Source organism: Ruegeria sp. CL6 (assembly GCF_056536465.1).
On record NZ_JBQFPR010000005.1, the window covers coordinates 186737 to 206745 of the forward strand.

Consider the following 20009-nt stretch of genomic DNA (forward strand, 5'->3'; position numbering starts at 1 on the left):
ACCACTGGACGGCTAGCTTTTCAACGTCATGTGGTTGAGGTACTAAATCTTCATTTCCTCAAAGCTGACTTTCGATGGGCAGCCAACCCGATACCGTGGCTACAAACTTACGCCAAAAACCTGCCTTCGGTTCACGGGGAAGCAGTTCGCTTTTCGTAGACGCAGTGTCTTCCCATTGTAGTTTGCCGGTGTCGCCGACAGATACCCGATAAGTATTGTTCGGCAGAGCAGCATCCAATTGCGCATTGATATCTTTGGCAAGGCCTGGGCTGCGAATTAGCATACCGATTTCCGAGTTCTGTCGAATGGATCTTGGGTCAATATTTGCGGAACCTACAAAAACATAAGTCTCGTCAATCGTTGCAATTTTAGTGTGCAAGGTGAGCGGAATTCCACCGTTCAAGTCTGAAGTCGCCGCGTCGGAGCGGACCTCGAAGAAATCAATTCCCGCGTTGATTAACCGTTTGCGGTACCGGGCATAATGGCCGTGCGTGTAGGGATGGTTGGTTGATGCAAGAGAATTTGTCACTACCGAAACATCGATGCCGTTTTCGACAAGTTTTTCAAGAAACTCCGCGCCGTACTCCTCTGGAATAAAATAAGGAGTGACCAGTCTAATATTGCTTTTCGCGCGACGCAGGCTGTTGAAAAAGGCATCCCCAACGACATATGGGCCCGTTCCAGAACGCGAGCGGAGCTTCGTTGGATCGTCAACCACAACCTTTGCCCGGCCAAAATACACGGTTTCCCGACCATTCACGAGCTGCCTGAGGTATTCAGAACCTAAAGCCCGTTCATAAGTGGCCACTTCTTCTCCGAGGGCGCGTTTCTGGAACTGTTCATATGCTTCGGTCAGAGGGGTCAGGTCTCCCTCGTGGATAGCAGAAAATGGTAGGGACCAGGCGTCATTCCAATACAGGTCAAACGCCTTTGACAATTTTAGGACTGGTTTGCCTGCTACAAACAGATCGAAGTCGGCGAAGTCGTATTGTGTCCCGACACTGAAATATTCGTCCGCGATGTTCCTGCCGCCGACAATCGCGAAACTGCCGTCTGTGATAGTAACCTTATTGTGCATTCGTCGGTTCACCCTGGAAAAGTCCAGCAGGAAATTAACAGCCACGGTACTGTTTCGAGACAGCGGGTTAAAAACGCGAATTTCCACATTGGGGTGCGCGTTCAAGGACGCTATCTGATCGTCCTGTGCTGTGGTGAAAACGTCGTCCAACAACAACCTTATCTTCACACCACGTTCAGCGGCGGAATAAAGGGCGAGCCATATCAGCGACCCGGCTAAATCGGGTTTGATTAAAAACGTTTGCAGGTCAATGGAGCTTTCCGCCCTTTCGATCATTCGCAATCGAGCCCCCAGCGCGTCATTGCCATCGTACAAGGGGGCCATTGCTACGACGTCTTTATCCAGCCCAGTAAGCTTTGCCGCAACTCGTTCGGCGTTGGTTCCGGTTGCCGGAATAGCGAAGGAATTCTCTTTTGGTGTATCGAATGGAACATAGGTGCAGCCGCCAATAGCCAACATCAAACCACACCCAAGTAAGAGTTTCCGAACGATCCTCATTGGTCTTCCTGTTTGACCTCAGCAAAGTTGTGGCGAATGCGGCTGATCTGAGAAAATTCCGGCTGAGGGATGAGATTTGCTCAAGTCTTTATGCCTTCTACATTTTTAAGCCACGACACCTGCTAGTCAATCATCGCGTCAGCAATACGGGTCAAGTTCCCAATAAAAGCTATAGCGTCGAGCTGACGTAGAGTGTTGGCCATTTGTCGTATGTGCCGGAGTCTATTCTTAGATGGAAACGTTCGCACAGGAATGCTGTCTGCACTGAGGGAAAACTTATCCATTTTTGCCGACAGCATTGTGGCGACTTTAGTCTGAAAGAATTGCCATGACTCTCAGAGTTAATTGATGTCGAAGCCCGACGGGGTAGGGCGGTGGGATTGCGAATTTTCTCGACTGATCAATGACTATCAACTATTTATTTAAAAAGGGATTTAGGAAAAAAGGACGTTGACGGTTGGTTGGCCTGGTCAAATTCGGCAAAGCCTTTCGAGCAACCCTGATCTTGGTCTTCTCATTTTTTTTGCTCAATCTGCTTTCTGCGTGTGAAGGCGACAGACCTAAACCGTCAGGTGCACTGAATTCTCAGGCACTATTGGTCGCCGCAAAAAATGGAGAAGGAATTGATCCTTCAAAATATGCCGGCGACATTAAGTTTCTTCTACCCAGCGAGGTGCCTATTGGCACCGAGAGTTTCAAGGTCGCATTTTATGCCGGTTTGAGCCCCGCTTCGGAAACCCGTTTGCAGGTGAATGCAATGGCTGATCTCAGGACCGTTCAGGCACGGTTCCCAGAGTTGGCATCGGGGGTCTATGACAGTACCTGCTCGAGAGAAGTGGCGGTTCAGGTTATCGAAACTGAGGCGATAGAAAATCACGTCGAATTGCGTGGGACTATTTTTGTTCGGTTTTTTTCATGTAACCAGACTTCATCAGGTGACGAGCGTGGCAACCCTTGGCTGACACAAGAAATCGACACCACAGCCAGACTAGAAGCCTTCGTCGCAGACCAATGCGTGCGCTTTTCTTTGGTCGAGCTTGAGTTGGACCCGCGGGGAATTACCGGAGCGTTTGCCAGGTTGTTCGGTGTCATTGATAGCGCGCGCGCCGAGATTCTGGAAAAAGCCGAGATATACTTTGATGCCAACCCGGTTTGTTTGGCCATACCTGAGGAGCTAAAGCCGGTGTCACCGAAAGCCACACTCGTGCAAGCGCTTGAAATAGGCGAGGGTGGGGTTGGTGCTGAAATTCAAGGGTCAATCGAAACGGATGCGTCCACACTTGTAAACCTGCTCAGCGTAATGGAGCTGAGCGACATTATCGAGGGGCAACAATGAAACACGCTCAGTTTGCGGCGTTTCTGTTTGGTGGCATTTGCCTCTTTTCTGCGTCCGTCGCCCAGGAAGCCGAATTTGACATAGATGACACGCTGATCGTCGGTACAACGGAAATCGAATACGGTCTCAGTGTGGTAATGACAGCGGTTTCGCCGACACGTGTCGGAGTCGAGGCTGTGCTTGACTTTAGTGACTTGCAGGCTCGTCTACCCGACCTCCTTGCAGAAGAACCTATCTCGGACACATGTGGAAGCCGAACCGAGCTCAGTGAGTTTATGATTGACGTGCAAGGCGAAGTCGTCTCTCTCAGTGGAAAGCTTGATACGCAGTTCTACGAGTGCACGAAAACAAGAGAGAACATCTTTGCACGCGGCGAACCTACGGACAGATGGATATTCGGCTTTTCCGCGTCCGCCACGGCCCGGTTTAGTGAGAAATGCGTTACATACGAGCTTGTGGATGCGGTCGTTCAACCGCTTGAGCATCTAAGAGACATTGAAGGGTTTGTCGAAGATGTTGAGGCTCTGCGCGCTATTTTGCTTGAGGTCGCGGGGCGATTTTTAAGAGAAAGGCCATTTTGCCCGGCCTTCCCCGAGGAATTCGAGCCGTTGGACCCAGTGTACGAAGCAGGCGGTCCCCGCGAAATAGGAGATGGCGGACTGGGAGCCTACCTAAAGGGATCCATTGATACCAGCACGACCACGATCATTGGAATACTGCAGGTACTACAAGAAGAGGGTGTTATCCCGGGGCCTCCATAAACCATTCAGTTCGCCAGGGTTGGCTTCCACTATGTTAAGATGTCCGAATTGTGGAATTATTCTTCCATTTTTGGATATTGATATGTTGAAGGGCTTCGCCCCAAATCCAAAGGTCTGGCCGACGCGACGGGAAACCTTGCAGAAGCCAGGTTGCTGATTGCGAGATTGGACCGAGACCGTGCGAGCAAATACATGAAGAAAAATAATCTGCGGGATGTCGCGAGGACAACAGTCTCAACAATAGCTGCGGTATTGACCGCGGCGTTGCTTTCAACTGCGTTTTTTGGGGTGGCTGGAGCACAACAACTGGCTCAATCAGACCCCTATCAAAACTCAATCGTTATCTCGAGTGATCCAGATGTCCCGGAAGACGTTCTTGCTCGGCACATAGTTGCTTTGGGCGCAGATGATCTTAAGGAAGTTGCAGATATCTGGCAGCGCCGTGTCCAAACCAACCTTGCTAGAATAGCTGCGGATGTAACCCGTTTGGATACCGTAGGAGAGGACAAATTTCCTGATATTGTTGCGGAAATCAAAGCGACCAACCAGAAGAACGTTGGCTATTTTCAAAACTACCTAATTGTTGTTTATGCCTTGGCGCGCAAAGGTGGGCCGAAAGATGAAGTGAAGAAGCACCAGGACTTCATCAAGGGCTTCATTGGCGAACTCCTGTTGTCCTACCAGTGGACTACGATAGCACATCTATCTTGGGATTGGGTAAGATCAGGTAAGGGGGGGCTCCGGGTTGTAAGCGGACTTATTCAAGCGATCGCAGTTCTAACTGTAGCCTTCTTTCTTGGGGGAGCTTTGAAAAGAGCCTCTGACAAGTGGCTTCGCGCTCGTGACGAGGGAAATGAAGTCGCAGCGGTGGTTGTCCCAAATGTAATTCGCTGGGGTGTTCTTCTCATAGGGTTCCTTTTTGCTCTGTGGGGGCTTGGTGTGAACATCGGGGTCACCACTGCCGTCATCGGGGGGTTCGGATTTCTATTGGCCTTCATGATGCAGAACCTGTTTCAGAGTGTGATTGGTGGGTTTCTGCTTCAGGCAACGAACCCTTACGCGAAGGGTGATATCATTTCGGTCGACCAGATTATTGGAACCGTGATCGACGTAAATTTGATTTCAACGAAACTTAGAACTTTTGACAATCGCCTTATTCAGATTCCAAACCAGTCTATCTGGCAGGGTTCGATGGAGAACCTTACCAAGTACCGCGTGCGGCGCGTCGATCTTGTATTTGGAATTGGCTACAAAGATGACATCGAGACCGCTAAGGCGATCCTCTACGAGATGGTGGAGGAAGACAAGCGGTGTCTAAAAAGCCCAGAAGCCCGTGTTTTTGTTGGCGAGTTGGGACCCTCATCAGTCAATATTTTTTGCCGGCCTTGGGTGCGAACCGACGATTACTGGGATGTACAATGGGATCTGACAGAGATCGGAAAAACGCGCCTGCAAAACAAAGGAATATTCATAGCGTATCCACAGATGGATGTGCATGTTCACACCCGACAGGAGCCATCAGGATCAGACTGAAACGCGTTGCAGAACCAAACATAGTTTGCAACGCGTCGATCAGACTAACCCGGACCCAGTTAGAAAATACTTGATCGCGTCCACGATGTAGGCGCACCCCAAGAGACCAAACAAAAGGGGTAGAAACCAGGACGCGGTGTTGCTGATGAATTGATTGAACCATTTCAGGCTATTGAGTACCGACTCGCCCATGAAATTATAGGCCAACGGTATGGCGAGAAATGGAACTGCAAAAGCCAGGTTGTAGGCGATCAATCCAACAAGTTTCGATTGAACATTGAAACGGTACATTTCATTGATGAAGCCGACGTATGGGACGGCGAACGGAATCCCAATTACACAAATGCTCGCGCCCATAACAAATGAAGACAGAATTCCATCTTTCTGTTGCAAGGCTTCGGACTTCCCAGCCTGTTTTTTCATTGAAGCATTTACACTTAGCCACAAGGCAATGGCCAATAAAACGATCCCCAGCAGAAAACCGACGACAAAATAAATGGGTATCGGATTTACAAACGTATCAATGACAAAGTCCACTACCGGCGTGATGAACTCGGCCAAGCCATAGACAATCAGAACTCCAACCAGAAAATACGTAGTTGTATGACCCAAGACCAGCGCAAGACTACTCGCAATCGGCTTCTTTCCAGTCAACGCTATAGCAGTCGCTGCCAAAAGGACTGGGCTCACCACATCGACCAGCAAGATAGGTATTGAAACGATCCACACATCATTCATTCATCAACACCTTTTTGTCCTAGCATAGCGTCGCCGGGAACAGGATTTGACGATCTTCCTAGTCTGGCGCCAGTGTTGCAAAACTGAACAAAGCTCTATGCTACGCAAAGACTAGTGCCCCTAGATTGGAATCTCCAATACCAATGGGCCAATAGCCATCTATGCCAACATTTCGTGTGAAACGTTAACCGTTTGGATACCGTAAAGCACATGTCCCGCACGCGTGTCTCTACATATTTCCCTTTCGTGAAAGAGAGAGGAGGGAGACATGTCACAGTTCAAAGTCTTGAAGTTGTTGCGCAGTAGATATCCTTTGACCACAGCGTCTGCTCATAACTTGGTATTGAGAGCCACAGAGCTACAACAGGTCAGGTTTCACAACGATTGGTTTGAACTGAATAGCGTCGACAGGGCGCAGATTGCCTTTGAAGATGCGCTTAGTGACACATTGTACTGGGCCGCTTTTGAAGCACGCGAAGGTAGCGTCGAGGGACTGTCCAAGTTCACCGAAAATTTCCTGTCTCAGTTCTCGCTTGCTTGTCCAAGTTGGAACGATGTCGTCACAGATATCAAAAGCTACCTTCAGAACACTTGCACCAATAGTGTGTCCATGCTGGCCGCCGCGATTGAAAAGGTGCAAAGCGATTTGCCTCACCTTGTTGGGCAAGGCGCGACGAAAGCGGTTGACCGTTTTTGACGGACCCAATTGAACCTGACAAACCTCGCCACGAGTTTGTAGGCCTTGCTAAGCAGAAATATTAAGGATTCTGGGTCATCCAACAGGTTTCTGAAAGCGGTGCGTTTTGGAGTTCAAGAAACTCAACAGGCTTCAGACGTAAACCGCTTTCTTTTTGCGCTCAAAGACAGAGAGAACATGGGCCGCAACGACCATCGCAAGCCATATCAACAATGATCCGAAGTTTTCAGCCGCAGCGAGCGGTAAAACAGCGAACCCAAATAATATTGATATGAGGTCGCTGGACTGCCAGCCATCAGATAGCAAGTCGGGTAACAGACCAAAAAGGCTACCGATTGCACCGGCAATGAGCGTTGCTAAAACCCCACCTACGAGTGACAAGGCGTACCCTCCAACGCCTGAATGTCCGAACATAGGGGCAAGCAAATACCCCATCAAAGCCCCGCCCAGCGTCATCGCAACCACGTAGCGCGCGACCAATCCAAAATTCTGTTTTGCCCAATCATCACCCAATCCGTCAGGAAGATCGCGAGAAAGAAAAAGCAAAAACAAACTTGCTCCGATCGCGGCCATTACAAGTGTCGCGGGTCGTCGTGGCACTATCCGTCTTGATTTTCCAGTTGTCATTTAACCGGTCCATTTCCAATCAGAATTTGATGGGCGCGAACTGAAGCTGTCCCGCATCCTAGGGCTTTCGCGTAAGCAGGACAATCTTAGTGGAAGTCTCGTTTGATTGTTGGGAAACAGCAATAGGCAGTCGGGAAAAGCAGTTTCAGACTCTCTCCTCATTGACAGTCCTGTTTCTCAGGCTCCAAGGCCGCACTCGACTATTGAGCAATGAATTTGATTTGACGCACACTTTCGGAATCGAACGTAGAGTGTTCCGTCATGCTAGAACTGTACATTGCCCCCAGCTTGGCAGGTTTAACAAAAACTTTGGCTCGTTGTCGAATGAGGAACAGGAAGGTCGACTCCAATATTAAAGCAAAGCACTTAGCAGAGTGCGATGCCAGTAGTTGAGACAAAGTTGGAGCGCCAGTCATGAAGACCGAGTCCATTAGTGCAGTTGAAGTATTCAGTATGCATTTGAATAGGCATTATGAAGCTGATCAACGTGCAGACGCCGTCGTTGAATTGCTTTTGGAAAACGAAATTTCCAGATGGGATTTTTGGCCATTGCTGCAAAATTTGTGGGGTGGATTTGAAAAAATCAATCACACCATGTTTGTTCACGCGATGGGTGCAGAGAACCGGAAATCGAGCTGGAAGCCAACCACCGAGTGGCGCCTGCTTCCCAGAGAAATCCCGATTTATCGCGGTCAAAGCTTGGGAAAGGAAGTTGGCTTGTCTTGGACCAACAGCTTTGAGGCTGCCTTAGACTATGCACTCAAGTGTGGCCGCGCGACAAACACAACTCCGGTCGTGCTCGAAACTAAGATCCCCAAACACGCGGTTGCCCTGGTCATCGACGACTATGGCAGGAACGAGTTTGTATTGTGGAAAGCGCCCCGGATTTCAGACTGTGCGGTGACTCAAGTTTCGTCGCCTCACTAACTGAGCTACTGGCGTACCTCTGCATTGAAGGCGGGCTTAAAGTCAGTTCCTTACTACAGTATTTTGCTGTTGAAATTGCCGTGGTGATAAGCCCGTCCAGCGCTTGAAAGCCGTCGAGAAAGCAGCCTGTCCAGCAAAGCCGAGATAAAACGCAACTTCGCCTATAGAGAAACCGTCTTTCAGATACGTCCGGGCAAGATCGCACCGAATGTCATCGACAATTTGGCGAAAACTCAAACCTTGCTCGCTGAGGCGTCGGGACAACGATCGCGAACTTAGCCCCAGGCCGGTTGCTACATTTTGCAGGTCGGGAATTCGACCTGGCAGTTCGTTCAATAGTTGAGCTTCGACCCTGTTGCGGATTCCCAATTTTCGACCGACTTTCTCTTTCAGCAGGCTTTCCCCATAGTTGATCAAATGCTCTTTGAGGGCGGGATCGTAGCTTGGAATTGGAAGATCGAGAGATGAAAGCGGCAGGATAACCTCGGTTTTTTCCGAGCCAAAGGTTACGACGCATCCGGCTGCTTTTTGTATGTCAGGCCCTGCCGCCTTTACCACGTGCTGAAACCGAACCTCCAATGGATAGAGCTGGGTGTCCGTGACCATGCGCATTACAGCAATTGCCGAGAAGATCAGGAACTCTGTCCGACGATGGAATTTGGCGAGACCTCCGTCAATAATCTGCAGTTGTAGCGAAGCATGATTTCCTGAAACAACCAAAACATAAGAGATGGTGTCGTCGGTTAGCGTGCCAAAGTGTGAAGCATTCTCGATCACTTCCCTAAGGTTCTGGGAATACTTCAAAATGTACCAAACGATGTCACGTGGTGAATTGAAGCCAAGCCCGGCGACTGTCGCAAATGCGGGCGTGCTTAACTGAGCGCAAGCCAGACGGACAAATTGGCCTTCTTTGTAGGGATCAATAAGTCTCGATGGCTCATTCAGGTCACTGGGCGTTAAACCCGACTCGTGCAACACAGTTTCAAACACATGGGTGTCTGATGCCCTTTCTTGAAACATTCGGGAAAAATGTCGTAGCCAAGCGTTGTCGATACCCATGAGCATTTCCTTTTATGCGCGTGGTTCTAGCGTCGAATAATACTCATCTGATCGTTGGCGACAATTGACATGCAAACTGGCGGCTCTTTGCCAGAGTTTCACGCAGACATGGTGGGTGTTCCAATCAACGGCTGTTGCAGACGATAAAACTGCTGCAAAGTTTGCAGCAGTTTTGTTGATTTTCAGACATCGGCACGCCTTAGTGAACGGCGTGGCCAGAGGTGGATGGAGCAGCGTTTGCTGTCATGGGAAAGATAACGTGATAGTCCCCCGGTGCCTCATTCATCTGATTTTTGGCCAAAAGCTCTCTTTGTGCCTGCTCCACCGCGTCGTCAAGTTGCGACGTCTTCACGCTGGTGAGATCCAAAAGGTAATCCGATATCTCGGGAAGCACCTTGTACCAGCCTGGGTTCTCCAGCGAAAACTGAGCGAAAATACTCATTGTGAACTTGAAAAGTCGCTCGGCACTATTTTTGCGTGATTCACGCGCAGCCCAGAGCAGAGTTTCCTTCACGGCGTTTTCAAACGCGACTTGAGCAGTAGAAGAACCGTTCAGGTCGATATGGATTTGGTTTTCCCGCGTTCGCTTCAATTCTGCAGTCCGCAGGACCAGATCCTGAGCGGCGGCTATGGTTGAGGGATAAAGAGCCTGCAACGCTACTAGCTTTTTGTAGTTGGACATCTGATTGCTCCACGCTTGTTTCTGCAATTCAGATATTGGAGTTGAGTGAGGCCGCCAGCAGGTGGTTTACAGTATGATAACGGTTTGAAAGTGATATAGTACTTTGAAATGTAAGTATAACTTTTCTACTTTCCGGCGCGCTTGGCCGTTTCAATCGGCGTCTCTCCAAAGAACTGACGGTAGGCGACGGATGTTCTGCCAAGGTGATTGAAGCCAGCTTCCCCAACCAGTTTCGATACGACCCCATTTTCATATGACGTTTCAAGAAGCAAAGATCTGAGCCGGTGCAATCGAACCAGCGTCTGAAATTTGCTCGGGCCAATTCCCATTTGTTTCTCGAACGCGGCGTATAAGGATCGTCTGGGTACTCCTAGAAAGTGGCAAAGTGTCTGAACAGTTATTCCCGGATTGCTACTATCCATCAGAAACTCCTCTGCGGCAGTGACGATCTTCCAGTGCCCCTCGTCCGATGAACTGGAAACGTCCGCCTTGCCAGAGCGGAAAAGCAAGTCACCCGTAAGGCGTTCAAGTTTCTGAGAAAGCGCACTAAAAATCTGTGTCTGATTTATTGTAGACTTCGACATTCCCTGACCAAGGGTAGCCTCCAAAGCATTCACGTAGTCATTAAGTGTTTCTGATTTGGCCAACCGAATTGGTGTCTTGAAGTCCGCCCAGCCGCGCTGATTGGAAACTGCCCGAGGCACTTCCAGCATCAACACACGTGTTCCGGCCTCAACAACGTAGTCAAACTCTGTCGGTCGCAGGCCGTGCCAACAGACCAAAAATGGCGTGTGATACAAAACCCCTTGAAACCGGACGGGATCACCCTGCGGAAGAAATAGCCCATAGTAGATCGTGTCGTGGTGCTGAATCTCGTGATAGCGCACGCGCGAATGGAATGTCTCAATATGTATGCCAAAATTGTCGAACGGGGCGCTTTCCCAGGTCACGATCGGCCCCTTTGGGTCTAGCACTGTCGCGTTGAACTCGACGTCCGTGTAGACGGGAAGATTTTCAAACGAGTGAATCTGAACGCTTTGCAACATGACGCCTCGGACTTTTCACCCTGTGTCTGTGAGATGGGTTCAAAATTTAAGTTAGTTTGCACAATTCGGATAGCCAACTTCAAGCTTATGCTACACTGTTGATCCCAAGCATAAGAAATCCTTTTTAAACTTCTCGGAGATTCCCATGAGAAAATTCTCCTGCTCTGTTGCAGTTCTGTTGATGACAACCTCGGCCTCTTTTGCACAGGTGGCAGACCTGGTTTTTACCAATGCTTCGGTCTTGACCATGAATGACGATGCGCCAACGGCCCAGGCCGTCGCCGTTACAGGTAATCAGATCAGCTATGTCGGGGATGTCGCGGGCGCTGAGGCGTTGATAGGTGACAACACCGAAGTATTGGACTTGGGCGGCGATACCCTGTTGCCGGGCTTTGTGTCAGGCCACGATCACATCGTTGCGTCGGGCTGGACGTCGCGAGGGGTCAGTCTGTTCGGAATTGAAACGCTGGATGAGGCTTTGGCTAAGATCAAAGAATACGCTGACGCGAACCCCGACGAAGAATTGATCCTCGGCTATGGTTTCAATCAGGTTGCCTATGGGGGATGGCCCACCAAAGAAGATCTGGACTCAGTGGTGTCCGACCGCCCGGTTTTTATCCTGGATTTCACCATCCACGACGTTTGGATGAATTCCAAAGCCTTTGAAGCCGGACAAGTCAGTCCTGACGAGGAAGACCAGGTGCCAGGGGTTATGTTCTGGCAGCGCGATATTGAGGGCAATCAGACCGGAATCGGTATCGAATTCCAATGGGCGGCGGCGTTTAGAAATGCCGGCGCTTGGGACCCGGCAGGGGAAATTCCTGACATCCAGAAAAACCTATACGATCAAGCTGTCAAAACCGGAATTACGGCGGTTCACGTACCCTTGATGGCTATGCCAACGGTTACGGATTTGTCGCTGGTCAAGGATGACGAGAAACTGGCGCTTGCACATCTGCACGAACTAGAGAAGAACGGCGAACTTTCGATCCGTACATTCGTTGCAACCGGCTTTAAGGACCCTACGGCAACTGCCGACGACATTGTCGCGCACACACTTGAGCTGCGCGAGCAATACGACAGCGACATGTTACGCATCTGGGGCATCAAGATTCATCCCGAGGGGAACTGGAGTTCAAAAACAGCGTGGATGTTGGACGATTACGCTGACGGGTCCGCGACGCGCGGGGCGGCTGCGATTGAAGGTCCCATGATAACTTCGGTGTATTTGCAAGCTAACCAGAATGGGTTGCCGGTGGGCACCCATGTCGACGGATCACAAACGGTTCGCAATACGGTCGAGGCGATAATGACCGCGCGCGGCGCGGGATATGACGTCCCCAACAACCTTTTGCACCACTATTTCTGGGTGTCGGATCAGGACCATGAAACCGTTATCGAAAACGAAATTATGGTAAATACCACGCCGCTTTTCCACGTTGATTGGGAAGCTCAGGATGTAAATGCGTTGGATTTGTTGGGGCGTGCAAAGGTGGAAGCCATCTTTGCCCGCTATTCCTCGTTGATGGCACTGGGGCACAATGTTTCGATTTCCTCGGATGTCCCCTCCGCACCGATTGATTTGATAGGTCCGCTTCTGAATGTTGAAATTGCAATGACATTGCAGGACCCGCTGAATCCGGACAGCAAGCCCTTCCCACTGTCGCGCAAACCGGCGTCGTTGGAGGAATCGCTGAAGGCGGTCACAATCTATCCTGCCGCGCAGCAAGCGATGGAAGACAAGATCGGTTCGATCGAAGTAGGCAAGTACGCCGACCTCGTAGTTCTGGATCAGGACATTACTGCCGTTGAACCTCGTGAAATCTCGAACATCAAAGTGTTGGGTACGCTGATGGATGGGCGGTTCACACATCGTGACGGTATCTGACACCCAAATGGCGACCAGCGCGTCATTGATGCGCTAGCTGCTCTTGTGGAGCCCTGATGCTGCCCTTGGAAACAGTCCCACGACCCTGTTGTTTTCCAATCAGACCCAAATTTTGGGGGGCGGATGGAACTCGTAAAAGGAGGCTGAAGTGAAAATTCGACCCAACCTGACTACTCTGGCAATTGTCGCGGGCCTGTCGGCAGGATCTGTTGCCCACGCGGGTGAAGTCGCCTTTATAGCTGTCCTGAAAGTGCTTGATGAAAACACACAAGCGTTCGACGCATTGGCTGAGGAGATGGTCGCCGCGTCTGCCGCAGATGATGGGTTATTGGTCTATGAGTTCGCTCGGGTTGGCGAAACGGTTTATGGCTATGAACGCTATCTGGATGCCGCAGCTCATGCACGGCACGAGACGATTATTGAGCCGTATCTGCCAAAGCTGATGGAACTGGCACAATTTGAACGGATCATCACCCTTTCACAGCTTTCAGAAGACCAGCAAAGGCTGTTTGAAGGCATTGGCGCGGAAATCGGCCAACCCGTTGCAGGCGTGGCGCAGGACCGCCCTCAATAGCCTGAAAGCACCAAAAAAACAGGAACTAAGTCAAAACGGGATTGTTCATGAATATTCGGATTTTCATTTTAGTCTTGCTTTTCCTAGGAGCGCTTACTGTACGCCCGGATGGTGTTTTCGCGTGTGACGCCGCATGCGAGGCCGCTCGAAAGGCGGCTAACCCGCTGGCAGACACAAAGGCGCTCATGACGGACAACACGATCGCTTTCAGGACCGGCACAAATGACGAGGACAGCTATAACTTTCAGCTTCAGCCGGTTTACTCGGTGCCACTTGAAAGTGCATCACTTGTGTTGCGCGGGATCATCCCTATTCAAGGTGTGCAGCCAGGTGCAGTTCTGCCGCCTGGCATCGTCGACCCTTCACCCGAAGATGACCTGACTTGGGGCATAGGCGATTCAACGGTACAGGCCTTTTATGCGCCGACACCGGGCGCGAGCGGGATTGCACTCGGATATGGCCTGCAGGTTTCGATGCCGACCCACACAAATGATGCGCTGGCCGGTGCCGGTTGGGGGGCTGGACCTGCATTTGTGGTCTTTGGGCAGGCGGGCGAACTCTCATGGGGAGCAGTGGTCGCGCACATGTGGGGCGAAGACGACTTTAGCGTAAGCATCCTGCAGCCAATTCTGACCTACGGGTTGGGCGAAGGTTGGTACGTTGGGTACAATAACGTGATTTCCTACAACTGGAATGCCTTGGGAAATGACGAAGCATGGGCGGTTCCGTTGGGTTTAACTGTGGGCAAGACGTCAATAATCAATGAATCCGAGGGGACGGCTATGGATGTAAGCTTGGGGTACTATTTTTTGGAGCGTAGACCTGACGGTGGTCCAGACCGGCAAGTCAAAATTGGCCTTTCGTTCTTTTTCTGAGCGGCAACAAACTCGCCAGAACTCCAGACATCTCTGGCTGCAAGGCCACGAAAATAGCTAAGTTGGAATGTGATTCAACCCAAGGATTCAGTGCCCGCCTCGCAGACCATGTTTGAGGAAGCAGCAATGGCAGAATGTAACCGATACTCGAAAGTGGCCCGCGGCCTTGTTGCACTGGTTCTATGCATCTTTTTGCAGGTATCTCCACGGATTGGCCTTGCTGAAACTGTTCAGTATTTGACTGGGGGCTCACCTTCGGGCGCTCCGAGGTTTAACCAGGGTACGCACCAGATAGACGCTTCGTCCAGTTCAGGTATTTCCGGCATAGACCTGACCTCTCAAAGTCACTTAGCAGTCAACTGGCAGGTACTTTTGCCTCCGCTCAAATCCCTCGAGTTGCCGTTTGCGTCACTGCCCGCTCCGCAATTGGAAGCTATGCGGACACACGTGCGCTGGCGGACTTCTAGTGTATCAGAGCGCTCTGATCAGGGGTTTTTAGCCGAGCATGAAGCAGCAATTGCCCTTTTGAACAGGCACAATGTTGACGTGGAAAATCTCATGCGAGAGCGCCGCAAGATCATCGCCCAAAACAGTGCGAATGGCCGTGGCCCAAATCCGAATATCCTCGGCAAAACAATACGAATTCCAGGTTATATCGTCCCACTGACACTTAGCGGCGGTGTTGTGACCGAGTTTCTTTTCGTGCCTGTTGCCGGGTCTTGCGTTCATACGCCAGCGCCACCTCCAAATCAGGTCATTCACGTTGTTTACCCTGAGGGTGTCGAGTTCAGTTCGATCTTTGAAGCATTCTGGATTGAGGGCGAGTTACAAGCAGAAGAACGGCTAAGCGATGTGTCATTCTACGATGGCGCTTTGAAGGTAGAGTCAAACTACGGCCTAGAGGCTCGAAGCGTTCATTCTTTCGATGGCTAGGTGTGTTGGCAAATCAAGTTTCCGGCCAAGTCGTTTCGGGATTCAAGCCCATGCCCGTGTCTCTGGGTTTGTCCGTTGGTAAAACGACCAAAGCAAAGGAAGGGAACAGCTTTGGACCTGAACGCTGGAAATTTTGATGTTTCACGATATCTTACCGGAGATCCCAGCGGCCAATAAATGCTTGGTGTCTCATTCTTTGTCAGAACCAATTGATATAATGGGGAGTAAGTAATTCATGCGTAGCACGGTACTCTTGGCCGCCGCCTCAAGCCTGCTGGCGACTGCAGTTTCAGCGCAGACAGGGCGTGAGAATCCAACCGCTGATTACGCATTGATAAATGGCGCGATCCACACAATGGACGAAAGCGGGACAGTCGCCGAAGCCATCGGAATAGAAGATGGAGAAATTGTCTATGTGGGCAATGCCGAAGGTCTTCCAAATGTCATAGGGCTGGGAACCGAGGTTATCGACCTTGGCGGTGCGATGGTGCTGCCGGGATTCGTGGATGGTCATATTCATGCCGTTGCCGGTGGTCTCATCATGCTGGGTGTGGATTTACAAACGGATGACAAGGATGAGCTTTTCGCGTTGATCCGCGAAGAAGTTGAGACGAACAAGGATGACCTCATTCTTGGGTACGGTGTGCGCTTCAATCCGTGGACTGAAGGGAATCCGACGGCGGCCATGCTGGACGAAATCGAGTCTGAACGTCCGGTTTACTTTTGGGCGATCGATGGCCATGCGGCTTGGGCAAATTCCAAGGCTTTGGAACTTGCGGGTGTTAACAAGGATACACCAGACACGGTCCCGGGGTTTTCGTTCTTTGAACGCGACACAGAAGGAAACCCGACCGGTTGGATCGTGGAAATTCCCGCGCAGCTTCAGGTTCTCTCGGCGCTGATGGAAATCTCGCCTGAGTTTATGAAGGACGGCGTTGAGGTTTGGATAAACCGTTTCGCGGCTGCCGGTATCACTTCGATTCATGACCATGGCATTCAAGGCATGGGTCAGGACGAAGGGTTTCAAATGCTGACCGACTTTGAAGCCGCAGGAGATTTGCCTCTCAGGGTTGTTGGTTCGTACTATTGGAATGACGGCAATGTCGATCCGCTGCCAGGAACCCTGGAATTGCGTGAGAAGTTTAATTCCGACCTTGTTAAGGCGCGATACCTCAAGATCAACATGGATGGTGGCGATGACAAATGGACCGCGCTCATGGTCGAACCCTATTCTGACAAACCAGAAAATGTCCCACAGCCCATTATCCCCTACGATGTGATGCAGGACGCCGTTATCCGCGCAGATGCGGCTGGGGTCGATGTGACCTGTCACTGTTTCGGAGACCTTGCTGTTCGCAGACTTCTTGACGCAGTAGAAGCCGCAATCGAGGTTAATCCGCAAAGGGATCGGCGTCACAAAATCACCCACGGAGTTTACATTCATCCGGACGATTACGCGCGTTTCGGTCAGCTTGGTGTCACATACGACTCTTCGGGCGCTTGGATGAGTTTTGATCCGTTGATGCAATCAATAGCAACAAGCAGAGTGGGGCCAGAGCGCGTAGACCTCGCCTTTCCGACGACACGCGTTCTTTCTGAGGGTGGAAAGTTCTCTTTCGGGTCAGATTGGCCCGTTTCGGGCTACGTGTCCGAGTACCGGCCGCTTGCAGCCATAGAAGCCGGTGTCACGCGCACTCTGGACGGTCGTAAAAACATAGCCCCCCTTGGCGGCGATGAAGCAAAGATGTCACTCGACCAAGCGCTGCGTGCACATACCATAGATTCAGCATACGGCATGGGATTGGACAGCGAGATCGGCAGCTTGGAAGTCGGGAAGAAAGCCGATTTGGTCGTCTTGTCCCAAAACCTCTACGACATCGACCCGAACGACATTTCGGAAGTCGATGTGCTCTATACCATCATGGATGGCAACATAACTTGGGATCATACGAAACAGTAAATATCCCGGGATGAAAAGCCAACTTCGGGAGGAGGACTGAAGTGACCTACATTCTAAGAACCTTGCTTGCGACAAGTTTGGTGATTGGATTGACGAGCCAGGCGATTGCCTGTGGCAATCCACTGCAATGGGCCATGCTTTTCGAGCGTCACCCGGAGGCAAAGGTAGCTTTTACTGCGGATATGGAGGCGCGCTCCTCAGGATTGGTCCAAGCGAGGCCGTATTTGAGGCGGCCCGGTATTTCCTATCATTCCTGGTCAGTGCAATCCCTAAACCAGCTCGCGCAGGAAATGGCGCCGTCGGTTGCTTCTAGTTTGCAGGACGGAGACACACTTACGATCCTGCTGGCAATCGAAGTTGCCGCGATACGTTTCCACGGCGGAGACCGCGCACCCGAAGTTCTGGCGGCTGCCGAGCTGAAAACGATTTCAGACTACGACGTTACGACAACTGTAAACGTGCTTCATTCAGGTTGGCGGCACGATCTGGACTTCGCCGCGATGGTCGAAAACGAGCTTTTGATTGTTTCCCAGCCTCAAGCCGGTAATGCCCTCTCGGCGGTTTTTGGAGGGATAACCGAGGCTTCGTACAAACCTTGAAATTTGTGATGTGTTGAGAACTATTGGGGTAAACAAAGCAGGGCTATCGATGCCGGGCACGAAATGCAGTTCGGCGTCGGGTGCCGTGAAACTCTCTCAGTCCTTTTAGTTCTTGTCAGTGCCCGCTCAAACCGGTCACTAATAGTAGGTCGTGCAATACGAACAGCACTTATGCGATTTAGACCAACACGTAGCACCATAAGGAGAAATAGATGCCCCAGACAGCCGAAACCAACCGAAGGATTGTTCTGAACGAGCGTCCAGTAGGCTTGCCTGATGCGAACACGCTGCGGATGGAAACGAGCGAAGTGCCGACACCTGGCGAAGGTGAAATGCTGGTTCGTACCGTTTTTCTGTCACTTGATCCTTATATGCGCGGGCGGATGAATGATGCCAAATCCTATGCGGAACCCGTTGCCATAGGCGGGGTCATGACCGCCCAGGTGGTTGGGCAGGTTGTCATCTCTAACCTCAATGGATTTGAACCGGGCGACTATGTTCTGTCCGGGAGTGGTTGGCAGGACTATGCGATTTCCGACGGAACCCAAGTTATCAACCTTGGCAAGTCGCCCCAAAATCCGTCTTGGGCGCTGGGGATATTGGGTATGCCCGGCTACACGGCATATGCGGGTCTTCTCAAGATCGGAGAGCCGAAGCCAGGTGAAACAGTAGTTGTCGCAGCGGCTGCCGGCCCGGTGGGTGCTACGGTAGGGCAGATTGCTAAGCTCAAGGGATGTCGGGTTGTCGGCATTGCAGGCGGGGCAGACAAATGTGCACATGTCGTCGAAAATCTGGGTTTTGACGCGTGTATTGACCACCGTGCTGATGATTTTGCCGCACAGCTTGCCTCGGCCTGTCCTGAGGGTATCGACGTCTATTTTGAGAACGTGGGTGGTAAAGTCCTGTATGCCGTTCTGCCTCTTTTGAATCCGTTCGCACGCATTCCTGTCTGCGGCATAGTTGCGTGGTACAACCTGACTGACCTGCCTGACGGACCCGATATGGGACCCAATATCATGGGAACCCTGTTGCGGATGAAGGTTAAGATGCAGGGTTTCATCATCTTCGACAGTTTTCCGCAATCTGTGTATCACGAATTCAGTCGCGACATGACGGGTTGGATCAAAGATGGCTCGGTAAAGTACAAAGAGCATATGGTCGAAGGTCTGGAGAACGCTCCAGAGGCGCTGAACCAACTGTTGCAGGGCGGTAACTTCGGTAAAATGGTGGTAAACGTGGGATCCTGAAATGACGGATGACCCTGTTGAGTGAAACCTGAACTGGGTCATCCTTTTTCGGTCGGGAACATCCTTAGATCTTTGATATTGGATGCAGCCGGCATTATCCGATTGTGATGTCCGATTGTGCAGAGCAGGGCATTCAGGGAAACCAAGCTACAAGTGGATTGCTAGTTTCTGACGCACGCTGTGCGCCGCACTTTCTGCGCCTGACACTCATTCCTTCTTGTGCAATCGCCCTGAGAGTTTCTGCCGCTTTCAAAGATGCACTTTGGAATGGAGCGGGACCAGCCTTGTCGGGTTGTGCACACATCTTTTCCGGTGCATTGGGTGCCGCCACATGTTCTTGGAACCCACTGTTTCAAGGACTGGTAATTGCTCCACCCGTTGGGGCAGGAGTCCCCGGCAAATGCACAGACGGTGGTTCCGCGAATATCCACTGCGACCCCGCCTGTGCCAGCGCAATCTGCGGCAACGCCGCTTTGTGCGGACGCCGCCAGAAAGATGGTTGCGACCGACAAAAGCATCCTTGCCTGGCAGCGCATTGGACTCTCCGTTCCAGTTTGGTGGTTGGGATAGAGTGCATCATCCGGCTGAATTTGAAAACACTAGGGGTCTGACTGCCAATTCCGATTTACTGCGGGGTCAAATCCATCGCCGCCACAACCTTGTCATACGGCAGCCCGGCCGTGTCGTTCAGGCGACGAACCTGTTCGGCGCTTTCGCCTTCAAACAGGCACATGCAGCGGCCGTCCTCGGGCGCAAAAGTTGATCGGACATAGCTTATTTTGTCGCCATCTGCGGTCATGCGTGCTGCGGTGCCAATCGCCGCTTGCTGGGCTGCGCCAAGGTCTTCCATACTGATGCCCTTGAGGTTTCTTTCGACCATGAAAACAGACATTGTTCTTCCTTTCTGTCCTGTGAAACCGATGGCTCCATTGCACCACGGGGCTATGAAAG

19 protein-coding genes are annotated in these 20009 nt (G+C 51.2%); 12 read left to right on the forward strand and 7 right to left on the reverse strand.

The genetic code is table 11. The features are described 5' to 3' along the window. Window positions 1–58 precede the first annotated feature (58 nt). Complete coding sequence (locus ACR0LH_RS15430; RefSeq protein ID WP_480721607.1) at window positions 59–1576, reverse strand: phospholipase D family protein; 1518 nt, start codon at window positions 1574–1576, stop codon at window positions 59–61. A 457-nt stretch (window positions 1577–2033) separates the two neighbouring features. Here ACR0LH_RS15430 and ACR0LH_RS15435 point away from each other — a divergent pair, with 457 nt between their 5' ends. From ACR0LH_RS15435 to ACR0LH_RS15445, 3 genes are all read left to right on the forward strand, one after another. After that, the gene (locus tag ACR0LH_RS15435) at window positions 2034–2912 is read left to right on the forward strand and encodes a hypothetical protein (protein ID WP_170416114.1); all 879 of its coding nucleotides are present in this window, start codon (window positions 2034–2036) and stop codon (window positions 2910–2912) included. Beyond that, complete coding sequence (locus ACR0LH_RS15440) at window positions 2909–3673, forward strand: hypothetical protein (RefSeq protein WP_170416118.1); 765 nt, start codon at window positions 2909–2911, stop codon at window positions 3671–3673. The genes ACR0LH_RS15435 and ACR0LH_RS15440 overlap by 4 nt, the downstream gene beginning before the upstream one ends. 192 nt (window positions 3674–3865) lie before the next feature. Then, complete coding sequence (locus ACR0LH_RS15445; protein ID WP_480721609.1) at window positions 3866–5206, forward strand: mechanosensitive ion channel family protein; 1341 nt, start codon at window positions 3866–3868, stop codon at window positions 5204–5206. A gap of 39 nt (window positions 5207–5245) precedes the next feature. Here the strand turns inward: ACR0LH_RS15445 and ACR0LH_RS15450 are convergent, their stop codons facing one another. Continuing rightward, window positions 5246–5944, reverse strand: a complete 699-nt coding sequence (locus ACR0LH_RS15450) for a hypothetical protein (RefSeq protein ID WP_480721611.1) — start codon at window positions 5942–5944, stop codon at window positions 5246–5248. Between the two features lie 268 nt (window positions 5945–6212). Between ACR0LH_RS15450 and ACR0LH_RS15455 the strand changes: the two genes are divergently transcribed. Further along, on the forward strand, window positions 6213–6641 hold the full coding sequence (locus tag ACR0LH_RS15455) for a hypothetical protein (RefSeq protein WP_480721613.1): 429 nt from the start codon (window positions 6213–6215) through the stop codon (window positions 6639–6641). Between the two features lie 132 nt (window positions 6642–6773). Here ACR0LH_RS15455 and ACR0LH_RS15460 read toward each other — a convergent pair whose 3' ends face one another. After that, window positions 6774–7214: a hypothetical protein gene (locus ACR0LH_RS15460; protein WP_480721614.1), complete on the reverse strand. Its 441-nt coding sequence runs from the start codon at window positions 7212–7214 to the stop codon at window positions 6774–6776. Between the two features lie 468 nt (window positions 7215–7682). Between ACR0LH_RS15460 and ACR0LH_RS15465 the strand changes: the two genes are divergently transcribed. Continuing rightward, complete coding sequence (locus tag ACR0LH_RS15465) at window positions 7683–8195, forward strand: hypothetical protein (RefSeq protein ID WP_170416127.1); 513 nt, start codon at window positions 7683–7685, stop codon at window positions 8193–8195. Window positions 8196–8237: 42 nt separating this feature from the next. Here ACR0LH_RS15465 and ACR0LH_RS15470 read toward each other — a convergent pair whose 3' ends face one another. The 3 genes from ACR0LH_RS15470 to ACR0LH_RS15480 form a co-directional block, all read right to left on the reverse strand. Beyond that, the gene (locus ACR0LH_RS15470) at window positions 8238–9254 is read right to left on the reverse strand and encodes an AraC family transcriptional regulator (protein WP_480721615.1); all 1017 of its coding nucleotides are present in this window, start codon (window positions 9252–9254) and stop codon (window positions 8238–8240) included. Between the two features lie 199 nt (window positions 9255–9453). After that, window positions 9454–9936, reverse strand: a complete 483-nt coding sequence (locus ACR0LH_RS15475) for a hypothetical protein (RefSeq protein ID WP_480721616.1) — start codon at window positions 9934–9936, stop codon at window positions 9454–9456. 125 nt (window positions 9937–10061) lie between these two features. Further along, the gene (locus tag ACR0LH_RS15480) at window positions 10062–10982 is read right to left on the reverse strand and encodes a helix-turn-helix domain-containing protein (protein ID WP_480721617.1); all 921 of its coding nucleotides are present in this window, start codon (window positions 10980–10982) and stop codon (window positions 10062–10064) included. A 145-nt stretch (window positions 10983–11127) separates the two neighbouring features. Between ACR0LH_RS15480 and ACR0LH_RS15485 the strand changes: the two genes are divergently transcribed. The 7 genes from ACR0LH_RS15485 (at window position 11128) to ACR0LH_RS15515 (ending at window position 19058) form a co-directional block, all read left to right on the forward strand. After that, the gene (locus ACR0LH_RS15485) at window positions 11128–12870 is read left to right on the forward strand and encodes an amidohydrolase (RefSeq protein WP_480721618.1); all 1743 of its coding nucleotides are present in this window, start codon (window positions 11128–11130) and stop codon (window positions 12868–12870) included. Between the two features lie 148 nt (window positions 12871–13018). Further along, window positions 13019–13444: a putative quinol monooxygenase gene (locus ACR0LH_RS15490; protein WP_480721619.1), complete on the forward strand. Its 426-nt coding sequence runs from the start codon at window positions 13019–13021 to the stop codon at window positions 13442–13444. Window positions 13445–13491: 47 nt separating this feature from the next. Continuing rightward, on the forward strand, window positions 13492–14319 hold the full coding sequence (locus tag ACR0LH_RS15495; RefSeq protein WP_480721620.1) for a hypothetical protein: 828 nt from the start codon (window positions 13492–13494) through the stop codon (window positions 14317–14319). Window positions 14320–14754: 435 nt separating this feature from the next. Beyond that, window positions 14755–15252, forward strand: a complete 498-nt coding sequence (locus ACR0LH_RS15500; RefSeq protein ID WP_480721672.1) for a DUF3299 domain-containing protein — start codon at window positions 14755–14757, stop codon at window positions 15250–15252. 235 nt (window positions 15253–15487) lie between these two features. Then, window positions 15488–17212, forward strand: a complete 1725-nt coding sequence (locus tag ACR0LH_RS15505) for an amidohydrolase (RefSeq protein ID WP_480721621.1) — start codon at window positions 15488–15490, stop codon at window positions 17210–17212. A gap of 41 nt (window positions 17213–17253) precedes the next feature. Continuing rightward, entirely contained in the window at window positions 17254–17811 is a 558-nt protein-coding gene (locus ACR0LH_RS15510; RefSeq protein ID WP_480721622.1) for a hypothetical protein, read from the forward strand. Between the two features lie 212 nt (window positions 17812–18023). Further along, entirely contained in the window at window positions 18024–19058 is a 1035-nt protein-coding gene (locus ACR0LH_RS15515; RefSeq protein ID WP_170486543.1) for an NADP-dependent oxidoreductase, read from the forward strand. 625 nt (window positions 19059–19683) lie between these two features. Here the strand turns inward: ACR0LH_RS15515 and ACR0LH_RS15520 are convergent. Beyond that, complete coding sequence (locus ACR0LH_RS15520; RefSeq protein WP_170418575.1) at window positions 19684–19950, reverse strand: DUF4242 domain-containing protein; 267 nt, start codon at window positions 19948–19950, stop codon at window positions 19684–19686. Between the last annotated feature and the right edge of the window lie 59 nt (window positions 19951–20009).